The following is a 16570-nucleotide window of genomic DNA, read 5'->3' on the forward strand; positions in this document are numbered from 1 at the left end:
TTTCTTGAAAAATAGGGAAAAAAAGAAAAAAGTTAATTTAATGAAATTGTTTTTTTTAGGGAGTAAGTGAAACGAAATGGAGATTTCCTTTAGATAAAACACTTTTTTACAAAGAATATCCCGAAAGAAAAAAACGAATGAATGTTCGACTTTTTGCTTGGCAAAATAGTAAAAAGAGTATATAGTAAAGATAGGTTTTGAGACAGGGTACAAACCTTGATCTCAAATAATTGCTAACGTAAGTACACCTTTAATCGGACAGCCGATTATTTGAATATAGAGGAGGAAATTGAGTGAGTGATCGTCAAGCGGCTTTAGATATGGCGTTAAAACAAATTGAAAAACAATTTGGTAAAGGTTCTATTATGAAACTTGGGGAACAGTCTGATCGTAGGATTTCAACGATTTCAAGCGGTTCCTTAGCATTGGACGTAGCATTGGGAGTGGGAGGATATCCAAGAGGCCGGGTCATTGAGATATATGGACCTGAAAGCTCCGGTAAAACGACTGTTGCATTACATGCTATTGCAGAGGTACAAAAGACTGGCGGCACGGCTGCATTCATTGATGCCGAGCATGCTTTAGATCCAGCATATTCAGAAAAACTTGGTGTGAATATCGATGAGTTACTGCTTTCACAGCCTGATACGGGTGAACAAGCCTTAGAGATCGCTGAAGCGTTAGTTCGAAGTGGAGCGGTGGATATCATTGTCATTGACTCGGTGGCAGCACTTGTTCCTAAAGCTGAAATCGAAGGCGAAATGGGAGATTCCCATATGGGTCTTCAAGCCCGGATGATGTCTCAGGCACTTAGAAAACTGTCTGGTTCCATTAATAAATCAAATACCATTGCCATTTTCATTAACCAAGTCCGTGAAAAAATCGGTGTTATGTTTGGGAATCCGGAAACGACTCCTGGTGGCCGGGCATTGAAGTTCTATTCAACTGTTCGTCTGGAAGTGCGCCGTGCGGAACAATTAAAACAAGGTAATGAAATCGTCGGTAATAAAACCAAAATCAAAGTTGTAAAAAACAAGGTTGCCCCACCATTCCGTCAAGCAGAAGTTGACATCATGTATGGTCAAGGGATTTCACAAGAAGGTGAAATCATCGATATGGGTGCAGATCTTGATATCGTCCTTAAAAGCGGCTCGTGGTATTCATACAATGAAGAGCGTGTCGGACAAGGTCGCGAAAATGCGAAGCTGTTCTTGAAAGAAAATCAGGATATCGCTCAGGAAATTTCTCAGAAAATCAGAGATCACTATAATCTCGATGGAGAGCATGAATTACCGCCAGAAGAAAATGAACCAGAAGAGCATTTTGAACTGCTTGATTAATGATATTTGGAAAAGGCCTAAGCTTGTTTGCTTAGGCCTTTTATGTATATTTTGAGAAAAGTGCGAAATTTCCAGCGGATTAATGGGCATCGAAATCGGATTTACAGACTTCTTCCATAATGAATGCCGTAGATTATGATGGTTGTTATCAAGAAAACTTGAATAATCATTGATACAAAGGGACAAACGCTTGACAATAAAAATTCTCAACTATACAATTAATATGTATATTTTACAATTTTTCAAACTAAAATTTTGAAAATTAAGTGCTGTATATTGAATTTATGTGCAATGTACTTGCCGACAGTTCAACATTTTATGTAAAAAGTTCATAGCAAGGGGAGGTGAAACGATGGAACCCATGACAATCATCTTCACTTTGCTTGGCCTAATCGTCGGTGCAGTTGTTGGTTATTTTATTCACAAATCAAAATTTGAGAGTAGAATAGCAGGGGCAAAGGGCTCTGCAGAACACATCCTTGAGGATGCAAAACGTGAAGCGGAAGCACTTAAGAAAGAAGCCTTGTTGGAAGCAAAAGATGAAATTCATAAAGTTCGTGCCGATTCGGATCGGGAAGCCCGTGAAAGAAGGAACGAATTACAAAAACAAGAAAATCGGTTATTGCAAAGAGAAGAGAATCTGGACCGCAAGGATGAAACGTTAGACAAACGTGAGAGCCTTTTGGAGAAAAAAGAAGATTCTCTAAACCAAAGACAACAGCATATTGAAGAGATGGAAAGCAAAGTGGACGAGACGGTTCGTAAGCAGCAAACAGAGCTTGAACGTGTTTCCGGTTTAACTCGTGAAGAAGCTAAAGCAATCATTATCGACCGAATGGAAAACGAGCTGGCTCACGATGTAGCGCTTATGATTAAAGAAAGTGATACCCGTGCCAAAGAAGAAGCTGATAAAAAAGCAAAAGAAGTCCTTTCTCTTGCCATTCAGCGTTGTGCGGCTGATCATGTTGCAGAAACCACCGTTTCTGTAGTAAATCTTCCAAACGATGAAATGAAAGGACGTATAATCGGACGTGAAGGACGAAATATCCGGACGTTAGAAACGCTAACAGGTATTGACCTTATTATTGATGATACTCCTGAAGCTGTCATTTTATCCGGATTCGATCCAATTAGACGGGAAACGGCACGCTTGGCTCTTGAGAAACTTGTTCAGGATGGACGGATCCATCCGGCTCGCATTGAAGAAATGGTTGACAAAGCAAGACGTGAGGTAGATGAACATATTCGTGAAATTGGTGAACAAACAACTTTTGAAGTTGGTGTTCACGGTCTCCATCCAGATCTCATCAAAATACTAGGACGTTTGAAGTTCCGTACCAGTTATGGGCAAAACGTACTTAAACATTCAATTGAGGTGGCCCAGCTTTCAGGTTTACTGGCCGCTGAGCTTGGTGAGGATGAAGTTCTTGCCCGTCGTGCAGGTTTATTGCATGATATTGGGAAAGCGATTGATCATGAAGTGGAAGGCAGTCATGTTGAAATTGGCGTTGAATTAGCAACCAAATATAAAGAGCATCCAACTGTCATTAATAGCATCGCTTCACATCATGGCGATACGGAACCAACTTCCATCATATCAGTGCTTGTGGCTGCCGCTGATGCATTATCAGCTGCAAGACCGGGAGCTAGAAGTGAAACGCTTGAAAATTACATTAGAAGACTTGAAAAACTTGAGGAAATTTCTGAATCCTATGATGGAGTGGAAAAATCTTTTGCGATTCAAGCCGGACGAGAAGTGCGAATTCTAGTGAAACCAGAACAAATCGATGATCTTTCTGCACATCGACTCGCACGTGATATCCGGAAAAGGATTGAAGAAGAGCTCGATTACCCAGGTCATATAAAAGTCACGGTCATCCGTGAAACAAGGGCAGTCGAATACGCCAAATAATTGTAAACGAAGGACGAAGTGGTGCAAACCACTTCGTTTTTTCTATTTCCGATAGTAGTCGTTAAGCGTAATTCCTATAATTACCCCAAATTATGTTACAATACATACTTGAATAATTCATATAATTAGGTGAATCTAGAAAGGATTTTACAATGAAATTGCTATTTATTGGAGATGTAGTGGGGTCTCCTGGTCGTGACATGATCCAAGAATACCTTCCTAAGTTAAAAGAAAAGTATCGACCGCATATCACGGTCATCAATGGCGAGAATGCAGCAAGTGGCCGGGGAATTACAGAAAAGATTTACCGCAGTTTTTTAGAGTGGGGAGCGCAGGCGGTGACCATGGGAAACCATACATGGGATAATCGGGATATTTTCAACTTTATTGATGAAGCGAAATATCTCGTCCGTCCAGCTAACTTTCCAGACGGGGCACCTGGAGAAGGAATGAAATTTTTAAAATTGAACGATCATGAAATAGCAATCATCAATTTGCAAGCGAGAACGTTCATGCCTGATTTGGATTGCCCGTTCAAAAAGGCGGAAGAACTCGTGGCGGAGGCTCGAAAAAAGACACCGATCATCTTTGTCGATTTTCATGGAGAAGCTACAAGTGAAAAACAAGCTATGGGGTGGTTCCTGGATGGGAAAGTTACAGCCGTTGTCGGTACACACACACACGTCCAGACAGCCGATAACCGTATATTACCTGCAGGCACCGCTTACATATCAGATGTAGGCATGACAGGACCATATGATGGCATTCTTGGTATGGAAAGAGGGGCAGTCATCCATCGGTTCCTAACCAGCCTTCCTGTTCGTTTCGAAGTGCCTAAAGAGGGGCGGACCCTATTAAGTGGGGTTCTCCTTGAAATTGATGATAAAACCGGCAAGGCAATAAAAATAGAAAGGATACTGATTAACGAAGATCATCCATTCTATCAATGATTCAAACGGATGGACAGTTAAACTGTCCATCCGTTTTTCCATTCATTAATAAATGGTGGACAATCCAGTTTTTCTTTGTCATACAAGTTTTACTTGATGAATATAGTAGCAGTGGAAAGTGTTATAACTATTGAGCCAAGTTAGAATCGGCAGGGAAAACAAGGAGGACTAGGAATGGAAATATTAAAAGTTTCAGCAAAATCTAATCCTAATTCTGTAGCAGGCGCACTAGCGGGAGTGCTCAGGGAAAGAGGAGCAGCCGAAATTCAAGCAATCGGTGCAGGTGCGTTAAATCAAGCCGTCAAGGCAGTAGCAATCGCGAGAGGGTTTGTCGCACCTAGTGGAGTCGACTTGATTTGTATTCCTGCCTTTACAGATATACTTATTGATGGCGAAGAGAGAACGGCAATAAAACTAATCATTGAACCAAGATAATTTCATGTTTGGGTGCCCTGTTTGTCGGAAGGCGAGCAGGCTCTTTTTTGTCCTGAAATCCAAATGACGAAAAATCCATGTCCCTTTATAATGGAATGTATAATCTTAAAAAAGATACAGGAAGGAGAATTACATTGTCGATTTTTGATGCACATTGTGATGTGCTGATGAAAATGTTCATCGATCCGGATATTACTTTTACGAATAGTGATAAATTGCATATAACAAAGCGGGGATTATTGGATGAAGGGGGAAAGGTCCAATGTTTTGCAATATATATTCCTGAAAAAGTCCACCCAGATATGAGGTTTCAAGCCGCTTTGGCGATGGTGGATATTTTTCATGAAAAGATATTATCAGAGCCGGAAATGAAATTTATAAAGACCAAGGCAGACATTCAATCTTTAAAAGAAAAGGAAATAGGTGCAATGCTAACTTTGGAAGGGTGCGATTGCATTGGGAATGATTTGTTGAAACTGAAAACACTAATTCATCTTGGAGTTTCCTCCATAGGTCTAACTTGGAATTACGCTAATTTGGTAGCGGATGGGGCATTAGAAACAAGAGGGGGCGGCTTGACAGGGTTTGGAACAGATGTGGTGGCTCTTTTGAATGAGAGGTCAATTTGGTGTGATTTATCCCATTTATCTGAAGCTGGATTTTGGGACACCCTAAAGTTGGCGGAATTCCCAATTGCCTCCCATTCGAATGCTTATCATCTTTGTCCGCATCCACGAAATTTAAAGGACGGGCAGATAAAAGCCCTTTTGCAGAAAAATGGGGTGATCGGCGTAACCTTTGTCCCGCAATTTCTTTCAAATGGCGGTTCGGCTACGATAAAGGATATCTTGAAACATATCGAACATATATGCAGTTTAGGAGGGGAAAAGCAAATTGGATTAGGGTCGGACTTCGATGGAATCGATCATATGGTAGAAAATTTAATGTCTTTTAAGGATTATCATAACTTAATCAATGAACTGAACAGGCTTTATTCCAGTGAGTTTGTAAAAGGACTCCTTTTTGATAATTTTACCCGTAATTTTCCGCAAGAAAAGGTAATATCTTAAATGATTTTTAATTCTTACTATATAGATATGAATTAATATTCTGAAAATATAAAAAATAAAAGCAAAAAGGTTGCAATTTAATGATTTAACCGATAGAATTGAAAGCGTTTAGTACACCTTTCCTAAAATAGAACGATTAATTATACATAGTTGAATGTTCTGAAGAGAGGTGCGGTTAAATGCATTTATATACGAACGTCCTAAAGGAGTGTAAGACATGATCAATCAACTTTCATGGAAAGTTGGCGGACAACAAGGTGAAGGTATTGAAAGTACAGGAGAAATATTCTGTATTGCCCTCAATCGCTTAGGTTATTACTTGTATGGCTACCGTCATTTCTCATCCCGAATCAAGGGTGGACACACGAATAACAAAATTCGTGTAAGTACTACGGAAACTCGTGCTATCTCTGATGATTTAGACATCTTAGTTGCTTTTGACCAAGAAACAATTGACGTCAATTATAAAGAATTACATGAGGGTGGCATCATAATCGCAGATGCAAAATTCAAACCTGTCTGCCCAGAAGATACAAAGGCAGAATTATATATTGTTCCATTTACGGAAATAGCAGCCGAATTAGGAACATCATTAATGAAAAATATGGTGGCAATCGGCGCGACATGTGCTGTTCTAGGTATGGAAATATCCGTATTCAACGATGTGGTTGATGAAATATTCGGCCGTAAAGGTGAAGAAATCGTTAAGAAGAATATGGATGCCATTACTGCTGGCTATAAGGCAATGGAAGTGTTGCTTGGAGAAAAACTGGGAGCAATGGAACTGGAAAAGGCGGATGGCCAAAAACGAATGTTCATGATTGGTAACGATGCCATCGCTTTAGGCTCAGTTGCAGGCGGTTGCCGCTTCATGGCAGCTTACCCGATTACTCCGGCCTCTGAAATTATGGAATACTTAATTAAAAAACTCCCTCAATTTGGTGGGACGGTCATACAGACTGAAGATGAAATCGCGGCGGCTACAATGGCAATCGGTGCAAACTATGGCGGTGTACGTGCCATCACAGCTTCAGCTGGACCTGGACTTTCTTTGAAAATGGAAGCGATTGGTTTAGCGGGCATTACCGAAACGCCAATTGTCATCGTCGATACTCAACGTGGCGGTCCATCCACGGGACTTCCTACAAAACAGGAGCAATCCGATTTAATGGCAATGATCTATGGTACACATGGTGAAATACCTAAAATCGTCATGGCTCCGAGTACTGTTGAGGAAGCTTTTTACGATACGGCAGAAGCATTCAACCTTGCAGAGGAATATCAATGTCCAGTTATCGTTTTATCCGATCTACAGCTATCATTAGGTAAACAGACGGTTCAGCCGCTTGATTACGGCAAAGTGGAGATAAGACGCGGAAAATTGGTTGACTTTGAAATTGAAGAGTCTGAAAACAAATCTTACTTCAAGCGTTATGAAGTAACGGAAGACGGAGTCTCACCACGTGTAGTGCCTGGTATGAAAAATGGGATTCACCACGTTACAGGTGTTGAACATGATGAAACGGGCAGACCTTCCGAGACGGCTTTGAATCGTAAATTGCAAATGGATAAACGGATGCGTAAGCTGAATAATTTAACTAACACATTCCAAACACCAGTATACAAAAACACACCGCATGAAGAAGCGGATTTATTAATTCTCGGCTTTAACTCAACACGCGGGACGATTGATGAAGCGATCGGCCGGTTAGAAACGGATGGAATGAAAGTGAATCATGCGCATATCCGTTTGATTCATCCTTTCCCAGCAGATGAAGTCCTATCATTGGTGCAAAGTGCTAAGAAAGTAGTAGTTATTGAAAATAATGCGACTGGACAATTGGCTAATATTATCAAGATGAATGTTGGACATGTTAATAAAATTAAAAGCATCCTAAAATATGATGGCAACCCATTCCTCCCGCATGAAATTCACACACAATGCAAGGAGATGTTCGAATATGGCAACGTTTAAAGAGTTTCGGAATGATGTAAAACCTAACTGGTGTCCTGGCTGCGGAGATTTCTCCGTTCAGGCTGCCATGCAACGTGCGGCAGCCAATGTAGGATTGGAGCCGGAGAATTTGGCCGTTGTTTCCGGTATCGGCTGTTCAGGTCGTATATCGGGTTACATCAAGTCCTATGGTTTCCATGGCATCCATGGCCGCTCACTGCCAATTGCACAAGGAGTAAAAATGGCCAACCGTGAATTGACCGTTATAGCTTCAGGCGGTGACGGAGATGGTTTTGCAATCGGGATGGGACACACCATCCATGCGATCCGCCGTAATATCGACATTACGTATATTGTCATGGATAACCAAATTTATGGATTGACAAAAGGCCAGACTTCTCCTAGGTCTGCTGCTGGATTTAAAACCAAATCCACACCAGAAGGATCAATAGAACAAGCTGTTTCACCTATGGAATTAGCATTGTCAGCTGGTGCAACGTTTGTCGCCCAAAGCTTTTCCACTGACTTGAAAGACCTGACGGCGATCATTGAAGCAGGGATAAACCATAAAGGGTTCTCCTTTATCAATGTTTTCTCTCCTTGCGTAACATATAATAAGATCAATACGTATGATTGGTTTAAACAAAACTTAACTAAATTGAACACGATAGAAGGCTATGATTCATCAAATAAAGAACAGGCCATGCAGACTTTGATGCAACATGACAGCCTTGTGACAGGGATTATTTATCAAGACTCTTCACGCCCTTCGTACCAGGAATTAGTGCCAGGGTATGCTGAAAAAGCGTTAAATAAATCAGAGCTGACACTGGATCAACAACACTTTGATAAGCTTGTTGCTGAATTTATGTAAAAAGGTAAAAGGTTCACCCCTTAATATGGGGTGAACCTTTTTTGTCGTTAATTATTAGGCTTTCCAGTAGATGTGCCATATGCTAGAAGACTTTCGACTGGCTTAGCTTAACAACCGTTATGGCATCTGCCGAAGTTACGGTTAAAAACCGCAACGGCCACCGCAACCGCAACGGCCACCGAAACCGCCACAGAAACCGCCACCGAAACCGAAGCAACAACGATTCCTTCTTCTACAACAACAACGTTCATGACGATTACAGTCGCGATCGCGGTCCCGATCCCGGTCCCGATCCCGGTCCCGATCCCGATCGCGGTCACGATCACGATCGTGGTCCCGATCCCGGTCGCGTTTATTACAGCCCCTCACCGCACGACAAAAATCGTCTGCGATTCTGTCGTTATTATTGCGGTTATCATGATGATCATGATGATCATGATGTTTGCTTTCACATGACATATAAGTCACTCCTTCATAATTTTTGTTTGTACAAGATATAATATTCAAGAGCGGACAACATGCTATAGAAACATGACCCATTTAACGAAAATGTACGAATGCCCTAAAAATCATCATTATTAATGTGAAAAGCGATTATGGTATTTTCGTGACGGATTTTTCATATAGTTACATATTAAGGAATATGGAGAGAGCAGCCCTATTTCAGGGGGAATGTACATGTTGAGAGGTAAAATGAAAGCCGTCGTCAAACACCACCGAGGTTATGGGGCACAGTTACAAGTTGTCGATATACCGGATATTCGTGATGACGAGGTCTTGATTCGGGTGAAAATGACCTCGATCTGCGGAACGGATATTCATATTTTCACCTGGGATGAATGGTCACGGGGAAGAGTGAGTCCACCATACGTATTTGGGCACGAATTTGCTGGGGAAGTAATCGAGACAGGAGCAAGGGTCAGCAATGTTTCAGTTGGTGATTATGTATCTGCCGAAACACATATCGTTTGCGGTACATGCAGGCAATGCTTAACTGGTCAATTCCATATTTGTAAAAAAACAAACATTATCGGTGTTGATAAACAAGGATGCTTTGCAGAGTATATAGCTCTGCCAGCCAAAAATTTATGGAAAAATCCAAGTGATATGCCACTCGATATAGCTACCATCCAAGAACCGATGGGTAATGCAGTCCATTCAGTGCTAGCTGGCGAGGTGCTGGGTAAAACGGTGGCAATAATCGGTTGTGGTCCAATTGGACTTATGGCGATTGCTGTTGCAAAGGCTGCGGGAGCTGATAAAGTAATCGCTCTAGATATTAATGATTATCGACTTCAGCTTGCCAAAAAGATGGGTGCGACAGACCTCATTCATTCAATTAAACAGGATCCATTGGAAATCACGAAAGGCCTCACAAGTGCGGATGGGGTGGATGTTGTTTGCGAAATGAGCGGTAATCCTGCAGCTATCCAACAAGGGTTTAAGATGGCGACGAATGGTGGAAGAATATCAATACTAAGTCTTCCTTCTAAACCCGTCACGCTTAATATAACGGAGGATATTGTATTCAAGGGCCTTACTGTCCAAGGGATAACCGGGAGGAAGATGTTTTCAACCTGGCAACAGGTTTCAAGTCTGCTTGAAAGTGGCAAGGTTGATGTAAAACCGATGATTACCCACCGTTTTTCACTAAGCGATTTTGAAAAGGGATTTGAACTAATGACCAAAGGTCAGTGTGGTAAGGTTCTCCTTATTCCTTAAAGAGTGAGAATGTTTACGAGTAAAACGGTCAAATTCACGAGTAAAGTGCCCAAACTCACGAGTAAAGCGGTCAAATTCACGAGTAAAGTGCCCAAACTCACGAGTAAAGCCCAAATTCACGAATAAAGTGCTCAAACTCACGAGTAAAGCGGTCAAATTCACGAGTATAAAGCGCAAACTCACGAGTAAATGCTCAAATTCACGAGTAAAGCGGTCAAACTCACGAGTAAAACGGTCAAATTTACGAGTAAAGTGCCCAAACTCACGAGTAAAGTGCCCAAACTCACGAGTAAAGCGGTCAAATTCACGAGTATAAAGCGCAAACTCACGAGTAAATTGCATGGTCTGCATTTGAAATAGCTGTGAAGAAATTGTATCATCCTATCATTTAATAAGAAGGGGCTAAGTTCGTTAGAATATGCGAATCAGGTCTCTTTTTTTTAAGCCACAATTACCGTATTTATGAAAAATTTCTTACAATTGAAGAAGCCACGACAGAATGATTGTTTCTTGCTGTTAAAAGCTTTATACTATAATAATGTGGATATATCACACTTAATAGCTAATATTTACTGGTAATTCTTAAAAAGGAATCCGTATAAAACCATTTGAAGATAGGTCTTGAAATAGTTGGTGAAAGAAATAAACTAACTATTTTGAAAGGAGATTAACTATGAACGAGAAACAACGATTAGAATCACAACAAGTACAGGCTGAGAATCCAGCGGACAAAAAATCCGAAAAGGACTTCAGTAAGTACTTCCAAGCCGTTTATATTCCGCCTTCCTTAAAAGATGCGAAAAAGCGAGGAAAAGAAGAAGTAGAATATCATGATGATTTTGCAATTCCTGAAGGTTTCCGTGGAATGGGAGAAGGTAAAAAGTTTTACATCCGTACTTTTGGCTGTCAAATGAACGAACATGATACAGAAGTCATGGCGGGCATCTTTATGGCACTTGGTTATCAGCCGACAGACACGGTGGATGATGCTAACGTCATTTTACTTAACACTTGTGCGATTCGGGAAGGCGCAGAGAATAAAGTGTTCGGTGAATTGGGGCATTTAAAATCATTGAAATTGGAAAAGCCGGATCTATTGCTTGGGGTTTGCGGTTGTATGTCACAAGAGGAGTCAGTTGTAAAGCGGATTCTAGAGAAGCACCATTTTGTGGATATGATTTTCGGAACGCATAATATCCACCGGCTGCCGCAAATTCTTAATGAAGCTTATCTTTCCAAGGAAATGGTCATTGAGGTTTGGTCCAAAGAAGGTGATGTAATCGAGAACCTTCCGAAAGTGCGTAAAGGAAAAACGAAGGCATGGGTCAATATCATGTATGGCTGCGATAAGTTTTGCACTTACTGCATCGTACCTTACACAAGGGGGAAAGAAAGAAGCCGCAGGCCTGGAGATATCATCCAAGAAGTCCGTCATTTAGCGGCACAGGGTTACAAGGAAATAACCCTGCTTGGGCAGAATGTGAATGCTTATGGTAAAGATTTTACGGATATCGAATATCGTTTCGGAGATTTGATGGATGAAATCCGTAAAATCGACATTCCGCGGATTCGTTTTACGACAAGCCATCCCCGTGATTTTGATGATCACTTGATTGAAGTACTGGCTAAAGGCGGCAATCTCGTTGACCATATCCATCTTCCAGTTCAATCGGGAAGTACGGACACACTTAAAATCATGGCCCGTAAATATACACGAGAACAATATTTAGAGCTAGTAAAAAAGATCAAGAAAGCTATTCCAAGTGCATCGCTAACCACTGACATCATTGTAGGCTATCCGAATGAAACGGAAGAGCACTTTGAAGAAACGATGTCTTTATACCGTGAAATTGGTTTCGATGCAGCATATACTTACATCTATTCACCACGTGAGGGAACACCGGCTGCTAAAATGCAGGATAATGTACCGATGGAAGTGAAAAAGGAACGTCTGCAACGCTTGAATGCCCTTGTCAATGAAACGTGTGCATTGAAAATGAAAGAGTATGATGGACAGATTGTTGAAGTGCTAGTTGAAGGCGAAAGCAAGAAGAATGCGGAAGTATTGGCAGGTTATACAACGAAAAATAAGCTCGTGAACTTCAAAGGACCAAAATCCGCTATTGGCCAAATCGTAAAGGTGAAAATCACCGGAACGAAAACATGGTCATTAAATGGGGATATGGTTGAAGAAGCAACGGCGATTGAGGTGGAGTAATATGACTAAATATACTAAAGATGACATTCTGAACAAAGCAGCCGAGCTTGCTGAAATGATCGCCAGCACGGAAGAAGTCGATTTCTTTAAACGGGCAGAAGCTCACATCAATGAAAACCAAAAAATCAGGGAAATGATCGCCAGCATCAAGAGCTTGCAAAAACAGGCTGTAAACTTCCAGCATTACGGCAAAGAGAAAGCATACAGCCAAGTCCAGGCCAAAATTGATGCACTGGAAAAACAATTGGATGAACTTCCGATCGTGCAGGAATTCAAACAATCCCAAGTGGATGTAAATGATCTTTTACAAATGGTCTCATCACAAGTATCGAACAAGGTGACGGACCTGATCATTGAATCGACCGAAGGGGACATCCTTCGCGGTGAGACAGGTTCACAGGTACAAGCAGGCGGCGGAAGCTGTTCATGAATATAGAAAAAGCCCTTCTGATTTTCAGAAGGGCTTTTTCTATATGCGGAAATCCTTATACAGTGCCCATTCGTGACACATATCCCAAAACTTGCGCATAAAATAACCTAGGTTTAAAACATTACAGCAGTTTTCAAACAATTAAAATTCTACGCACACTAGACTTTTACCACGCATAGGATGAATGGAAACTGTATGAGGAGGGTTCGCTAGCATGTCACAATATAGAGAGATAATTACTAAAGCGGTGGTGGCCAAAGGACGTAAGTTCACAAAGTCCTCTCACACCATTTGCCCGGCTCATCATCCTTCTAGCATTCTAGGTTGTTGGATCATCAACCATAAATACGATGCAAAGAAAGTCGGCAAAAAGGTAGAAATTCACGGCAGCTACGAAATCAACGTCTGGTATTCTTATAACCATAATTCGAAGACGGAAGTTGTAACTGAAAAAGTGCAATATACCGACGTTATTTCGCTGAAATACCGTGATCCCGATTGTCTTGATGACCATGAAATCGTTGCAAAAGCTGTCCAACAGCCGAATTGTTTAGAAGCTTGCATCTCCCCATGTGGACAAAAAATCATTGTCCATGTGGAAAGGGAATTCTTTGTGGAAGTCGTCGGCGAAACGAAAATTTGTGTCGCTGTTAGTCCAGATGGCCGCTGTGAGGATGACTGGGGCTCTGATTTCGATGATGAGGATTTCGAAGATTTAGATCCGGATTTCCTTGATGAATTCGAAGATGAATAGAATTTAGAAATTAATACCGGATGACATTCCCTTCATCCGGTTTTATTTAATTTGAAGCGGGACAAGCAGGCCTGGCCATGATCAAAAATAGGGGTGGAATGTTACTATATCCGTGCTTATGGCTCTGCATAGGCAGCTCAAAAAAAGTTTGAATTCAATGTATAATTGATTTACCATGCAATTTCGAATACAGGCAATGTTGCTTTCCCGTATGTTATAATGAAGGACATAAATGTGTAATAGATTTTAGTTTGGAAAGGTTTTGAAGGAATGGCTGGATATACTCCGATGATACAGCAATATTTAAAAATTAAGGCAGAGTATCAGGATGCCTTTTTATTTTTTCGTTTAGGCGATTTTTATGAAATGTTTTTTGACGATGCACTGAATGCATCACAAGAGCTCGAAATCACATTAACAAGCCGAGAAGGCGGTAGTGAAGAGCGAATTCCGATGTGCGGCATTCCGTATCACTCGGCTGCTAATTATATTGATATATTGATAGAAAAAGGTTTTAAAGTAGCTATTTGTGAACAAACCGAAGATCCGAAGCAAGCCAAAGGTGTGGTACGCAGGGAAGTTGTCCAGCTGATTACTCCGGGAACGAAAATGGATAGTAAGGGTCTGCGTGAAAAGGAAAATAATTATATTGCCACCATCACTTATTTCACGGATGGGCAGTTTGGCTTTGGATACAATGATTTATCGACAGGGGAAAATAAGGTCACTTTGATTGAGAGTTTTGAGGAAGTCCTGAATGAATTTGCCATCCTTGGTGCTAGTGAAGTGGTCATTGCCGAGGATTTCAATGAAGAATGGAAAAAAAGGCTGCAAGAACGGGGCGCTGCCGCTCTATCCCTAGAGAATAATTTGGTTCAAAGCGAGTCATTCGTTGCATTGCTTCATCTGTTAAAAGACCAGAAACTGGCGACAACGACCTCACGTTTATTGAATTATCTTTACCGTACCCAAAAACGCAGCCTGGATCATTTACAGCCTGTGCTTGCATATGAAACATCACAATATATGAAAATAGATTATTATAGCAAACGCAATTTGGAATTAACTGAAACCATTCGCTCCAAAGGAAAAAAAGGCTCATTATTATGGCTGCTTGATGAAACGAAAACAGCCATGGGCGGAAGGATGTTGAAACAGTGGATTGATAGGCCGCTCATTAATAAAAAACAGATCGAGCGGAGACAAAGCCTTGTTGAGACCCTGAAAAACCAATACTTCGAACGGCAGGACTTACGTGAACGCCTGAAAGAAGTGTACGACTTGGAGCGGCTTGCCGGTAGGGTTGCCTTCGGGAATGTAAACGCTCGGGACTTGATTCAACTGAAGCGTTCATTACAACAGGTGCCGATCATTCGTGAAATCGTGAAGTCAATGGACTCCAATCAGGATATTTCAATTCTGGCCGATAAATTGGATCCTTGCGAAGAAGTGACGGATTTGCTTGAAACGGCGCTTGTAGAAAGCCCGCCATTGTCCGTGAAGGAAGGGAATATCATTCAGGATGGTTTCCATAAGGAGCTGGATACCTACAGGGATGCCAGCAGAAACGGGAAAACTTGGATTGCGCAGCTTGAACGCGAAGAGCGGGAACGGACCGGGATCAAATCTTTGAAAATCGGATATAATCGTGTATTTGGCTATTACATTGAAGTCACACGAGCCAATTTGCATCTGCTTGAAGAAGGCCGGTATGAACGGAAGCAAACCTTGACGAATGCCGAACGTTATATCACACCTGAATTGAAAGAAAAGGAAGCTTTGATTTTACAAGCAGAAGAAAAAAGCATCAGTTTGGAGTATGACCTATTCCTCAATCTTCGGGAAGAGGTCAAAAGCTATATCCCGCGCTTACAGGATTTAGCGAAAGGCGTCAGTGAACTGGATGTCCTGCAGTGCTTTGCAACGATTAGCGAAGAACGCCATTATGTGAAGCCAGTCTTTTCTGAAGATCGAAGAATCGTACTGAAGGATGGCCGGCATCCAGTGGTTGAGAAAGTCCTTCAATCACAGGAGTATGTCCCCAATGACTGCTTTATGGATGGAGACAGGGAGTTACTCTTGATCACAGGACCCAATATGTCGGGTAAAAGTACGTATATGCGTCAAATTGCGCTAACATCGATTCTAGCCCAAATTGGATGCTTCGTATCCGCAAGTATAGCTGAATTGCCTATTTTTGATAAGGTATTTACTAGGATTGGCGCGGCAGATGATTTGATTTCCGGTCAAAGTACATTCATGGTAGAGATGCTCGAAGCAAGAAATGCCATCATGAACGCGACAGAAAACAGTTTGATATTATTTGATGAAATAGGGCGGGGAACATCAACATATGATGGGATGGCGCTTGCTCAGGCCATCATTGAATATATTCATGAGGAAATTGGGGCAAAGACTCTCTTTTCGACCCATTATCACGAATTGACTGTATTGGCGGCAGAACTGCCAAAATTGAAAAATATCCATGTCAGTGCCATTGAACAAAATGGGAATGTCGTTTTCCTTCATAAAATTAAAGAGGGGCCAGCAGATAAAAGCTATGGAATTCATGTGGCTAAGCTAGCTGATTTACCGGATCAGTTAATAGATCGGGCGGCCGCTATTTTAGCGCAGCTAGAAAATGAAAATGGACAGGCAAAGGCGATGCCTGAACAGCCTGCTGCTCCTGCTGTAGAAGCACCTATTGCCGAAGCTGCCCCGGTAACAGCCGTCAATGAGGCACAGCTTTCCTTCTTTGGGGAAGAGGCTCCTAAAGGAAGAGTGAATTCTTCACCTAAGGAAAAAAAGGTGCTGGATGACATAAAATCACTGGATATCCTTGAAATGACACCGCTTGAGGCAATGAATACCCTTTATAAATTACAAAAGAAACTTAAATGAGAATTAAAGC

Annotated in this window: 14 protein-coding genes; 12 read left to right on the forward strand and 2 right to left on the reverse strand. The window is 41.5% G+C overall.

Annotated features, from left to right (window positions below; translation table 11 throughout):
• Positions 1–293: 293 nt before the first annotated feature.
• The 7 genes from recA (at position 294) to N0M92_RS02560 (ending at position 8535) form a co-directional block, all read left to right on the forward strand.
• A complete protein-coding gene (gene recA, locus N0M92_RS02530) occupies positions 294–1340 on the forward strand; it encodes a recombinase RecA (protein WP_260284301.1) in 1047 nt (348 codons plus the stop codon).
• Positions 1341–1692: 352 nt separating this feature from the next.
• Entirely contained in the window at positions 1693–3252 is a 1560-nt protein-coding gene (rny, locus tag N0M92_RS02535) for a ribonuclease Y (RefSeq protein ID WP_260284302.1), read from the forward strand.
• Between the two features lie 152 nt (positions 3253–3404).
• Positions 3405–4202: a TIGR00282 family metallophosphoesterase gene (locus N0M92_RS02540; RefSeq protein ID WP_260284303.1), complete on the forward strand. Its 798-nt coding sequence runs from the start codon at positions 3405–3407 to the stop codon at positions 4200–4202.
• Positions 4203–4376: 174 nt separating this feature from the next.
• Positions 4377–4637 carry a stage V sporulation protein SpoVS gene (spoVS, locus tag N0M92_RS02545; protein WP_029281188.1) on the forward strand — a complete coding sequence of 87 codons (261 nt, stop codon included), beginning with the start codon at positions 4377–4379 and terminating at the stop codon, positions 4635–4637.
• 134 nt (positions 4638–4771) lie between these two features.
• Complete coding sequence (locus tag N0M92_RS02550; RefSeq protein WP_260284304.1) at positions 4772–5707, forward strand: dipeptidase; 936 nt, start codon at positions 4772–4774, stop codon at positions 5705–5707.
• Positions 5708–5924: 217 nt separating this feature from the next.
• Positions 5925–7682: a 2-oxoacid:acceptor oxidoreductase subunit alpha gene (locus N0M92_RS02555; protein ID WP_260284305.1), complete on the forward strand. Its 1758-nt coding sequence runs from the start codon at positions 5925–5927 to the stop codon at positions 7680–7682.
• Positions 7669–8535, forward strand: a complete 867-nt coding sequence (locus tag N0M92_RS02560; protein ID WP_192204085.1) for a 2-oxoacid:ferredoxin oxidoreductase subunit beta — start codon at positions 7669–7671, stop codon at positions 8533–8535. Before N0M92_RS02555 ends, N0M92_RS02560 begins: the two co-directional genes overlap by 14 nt.
• A 107-nt stretch (positions 8536–8642) precedes the next feature.
• On the opposite strand, the gene N0M92_RS02565 is transcribed toward N0M92_RS02560, so the two are convergent.
• A complete protein-coding gene (locus N0M92_RS02565) occupies positions 8643–8861 on the reverse strand; it encodes a hypothetical protein (RefSeq protein WP_260284306.1) in 219 nt (72 codons plus the stop codon).
• A 355-nt stretch (positions 8862–9216) separates the two neighbouring features.
• Here N0M92_RS02565 and tdh point away from each other — a divergent pair, with 355 nt between their 5' ends.
• Positions 9217–10257 carry an L-threonine 3-dehydrogenase gene (gene tdh, locus N0M92_RS02570; RefSeq protein ID WP_260284345.1) on the forward strand — a complete coding sequence of 347 codons (1041 nt, stop codon included), beginning with the start codon at positions 9217–9219 and terminating at the stop codon, positions 10255–10257.
• Here tdh and N0M92_RS02575 read toward each other — a convergent pair.
• Positions 10213–10608: a hypothetical protein gene (locus N0M92_RS02575; protein ID WP_260284307.1), complete on the reverse strand. Its 396-nt coding sequence runs from the start codon at positions 10606–10608 to the stop codon at positions 10213–10215. The genes tdh and N0M92_RS02575 overlap by 45 nt on opposite strands.
• Positions 10609–10930: 322 nt before the next feature.
• On the opposite strand from N0M92_RS02575, the gene miaB reads away from it, so the two are divergent.
• The 4 genes from miaB (at position 10931) to mutS (ending at position 16560) form a co-directional block, all read left to right on the forward strand.
• A complete protein-coding gene (gene miaB, locus N0M92_RS02580) occupies positions 10931–12475 on the forward strand; it encodes a tRNA (N6-isopentenyl adenosine(37)-C2)-methylthiotransferase MiaB (RefSeq protein WP_260284308.1) in 1545 nt (514 codons plus the stop codon).
• A 1-nt stretch (position 12476) separates the two neighbouring features.
• Positions 12477–12905, forward strand: a complete 429-nt coding sequence (locus tag N0M92_RS02585) for a RicAFT regulatory complex protein RicA family protein (RefSeq protein ID WP_063231802.1) — start codon at positions 12477–12479, stop codon at positions 12903–12905.
• Between the two features lie 214 nt (positions 12906–13119).
• Positions 13120–13659 (forward strand): outer spore coat protein CotE, encoded by a 540-nt coding sequence (locus N0M92_RS02590; RefSeq protein ID WP_192204090.1) that lies wholly within the window; start codon positions 13120–13122, stop codon positions 13657–13659.
• Positions 13660–13929: 270 nt separating this feature from the next.
• The gene (gene mutS / locus N0M92_RS02595; protein ID WP_260284309.1) at positions 13930–16560 is read left to right on the forward strand and encodes a DNA mismatch repair protein MutS; all 2631 of its coding nucleotides are present in this window, start codon (positions 13930–13932) and stop codon (positions 16558–16560) included.
• Positions 16561–16570 lie beyond the last annotated feature (10 nt).

This window comes from Peribacillus aracenensis (assembly GCF_025175645.1).
Lineage (GTDB): Bacteria > Bacillota > Bacilli > Bacillales > DSM-1321 > Peribacillus > Peribacillus aracenensis.

Excerpts from the sequence above, each read along its gene's own strand:
- rny (WP_260284302.1), top strand. The coding sequence starts at position 1,693 with ATGGAACCCATGACAATCATCTTCACTTTGCTTGGCCTAATCGTCGGT.
- N0M92_RS02540 (WP_260284303.1), top strand. The coding sequence starts at position 3,405 with ATGAAATTGCTATTTATTGGAGATGTAGTGGGGTCTCCTGGTCGTGAC.
- spoVS (WP_029281188.1), top strand. The coding sequence starts at position 4,377 with ATGGAAATATTAAAAGTTTCAGCAAAATCTAATCCTAATTCTGTAGCA.
- N0M92_RS02555 (WP_260284305.1), top strand. The coding sequence starts at position 5,925 with ATGATCAATCAACTTTCATGGAAAGTTGGCGGACAACAAGGTGAAGGT.
- N0M92_RS02560 (WP_192204085.1), top strand. The coding sequence starts at position 7,669 with ATGGCAACGTTTAAAGAGTTTCGGAATGATGTAAAACCTAACTGGTGT.
- N0M92_RS02575 (WP_260284307.1), bottom strand. The coding sequence starts at position 10,608 with ATGCAGACCATGCAATTTACTCGTGAGTTTGCGCTTTATACTCGTGAA.
- miaB (WP_260284308.1), top strand. The coding sequence starts at position 10,931 with ATGAACGAGAAACAACGATTAGAATCACAACAAGTACAGGCTGAGAAT.
- N0M92_RS02585 (WP_063231802.1), top strand. The coding sequence starts at position 12,477 with ATGACTAAATATACTAAAGATGACATTCTGAACAAAGCAGCCGAGCTT.
- N0M92_RS02590 (WP_192204090.1), top strand. The coding sequence starts at position 13,120 with ATGTCACAATATAGAGAGATAATTACTAAAGCGGTGGTGGCCAAAGGA.
- mutS (WP_260284309.1), top strand. The coding sequence starts at position 13,930 with ATGGCTGGATATACTCCGATGATACAGCAATATTTAAAAATTAAGGCA.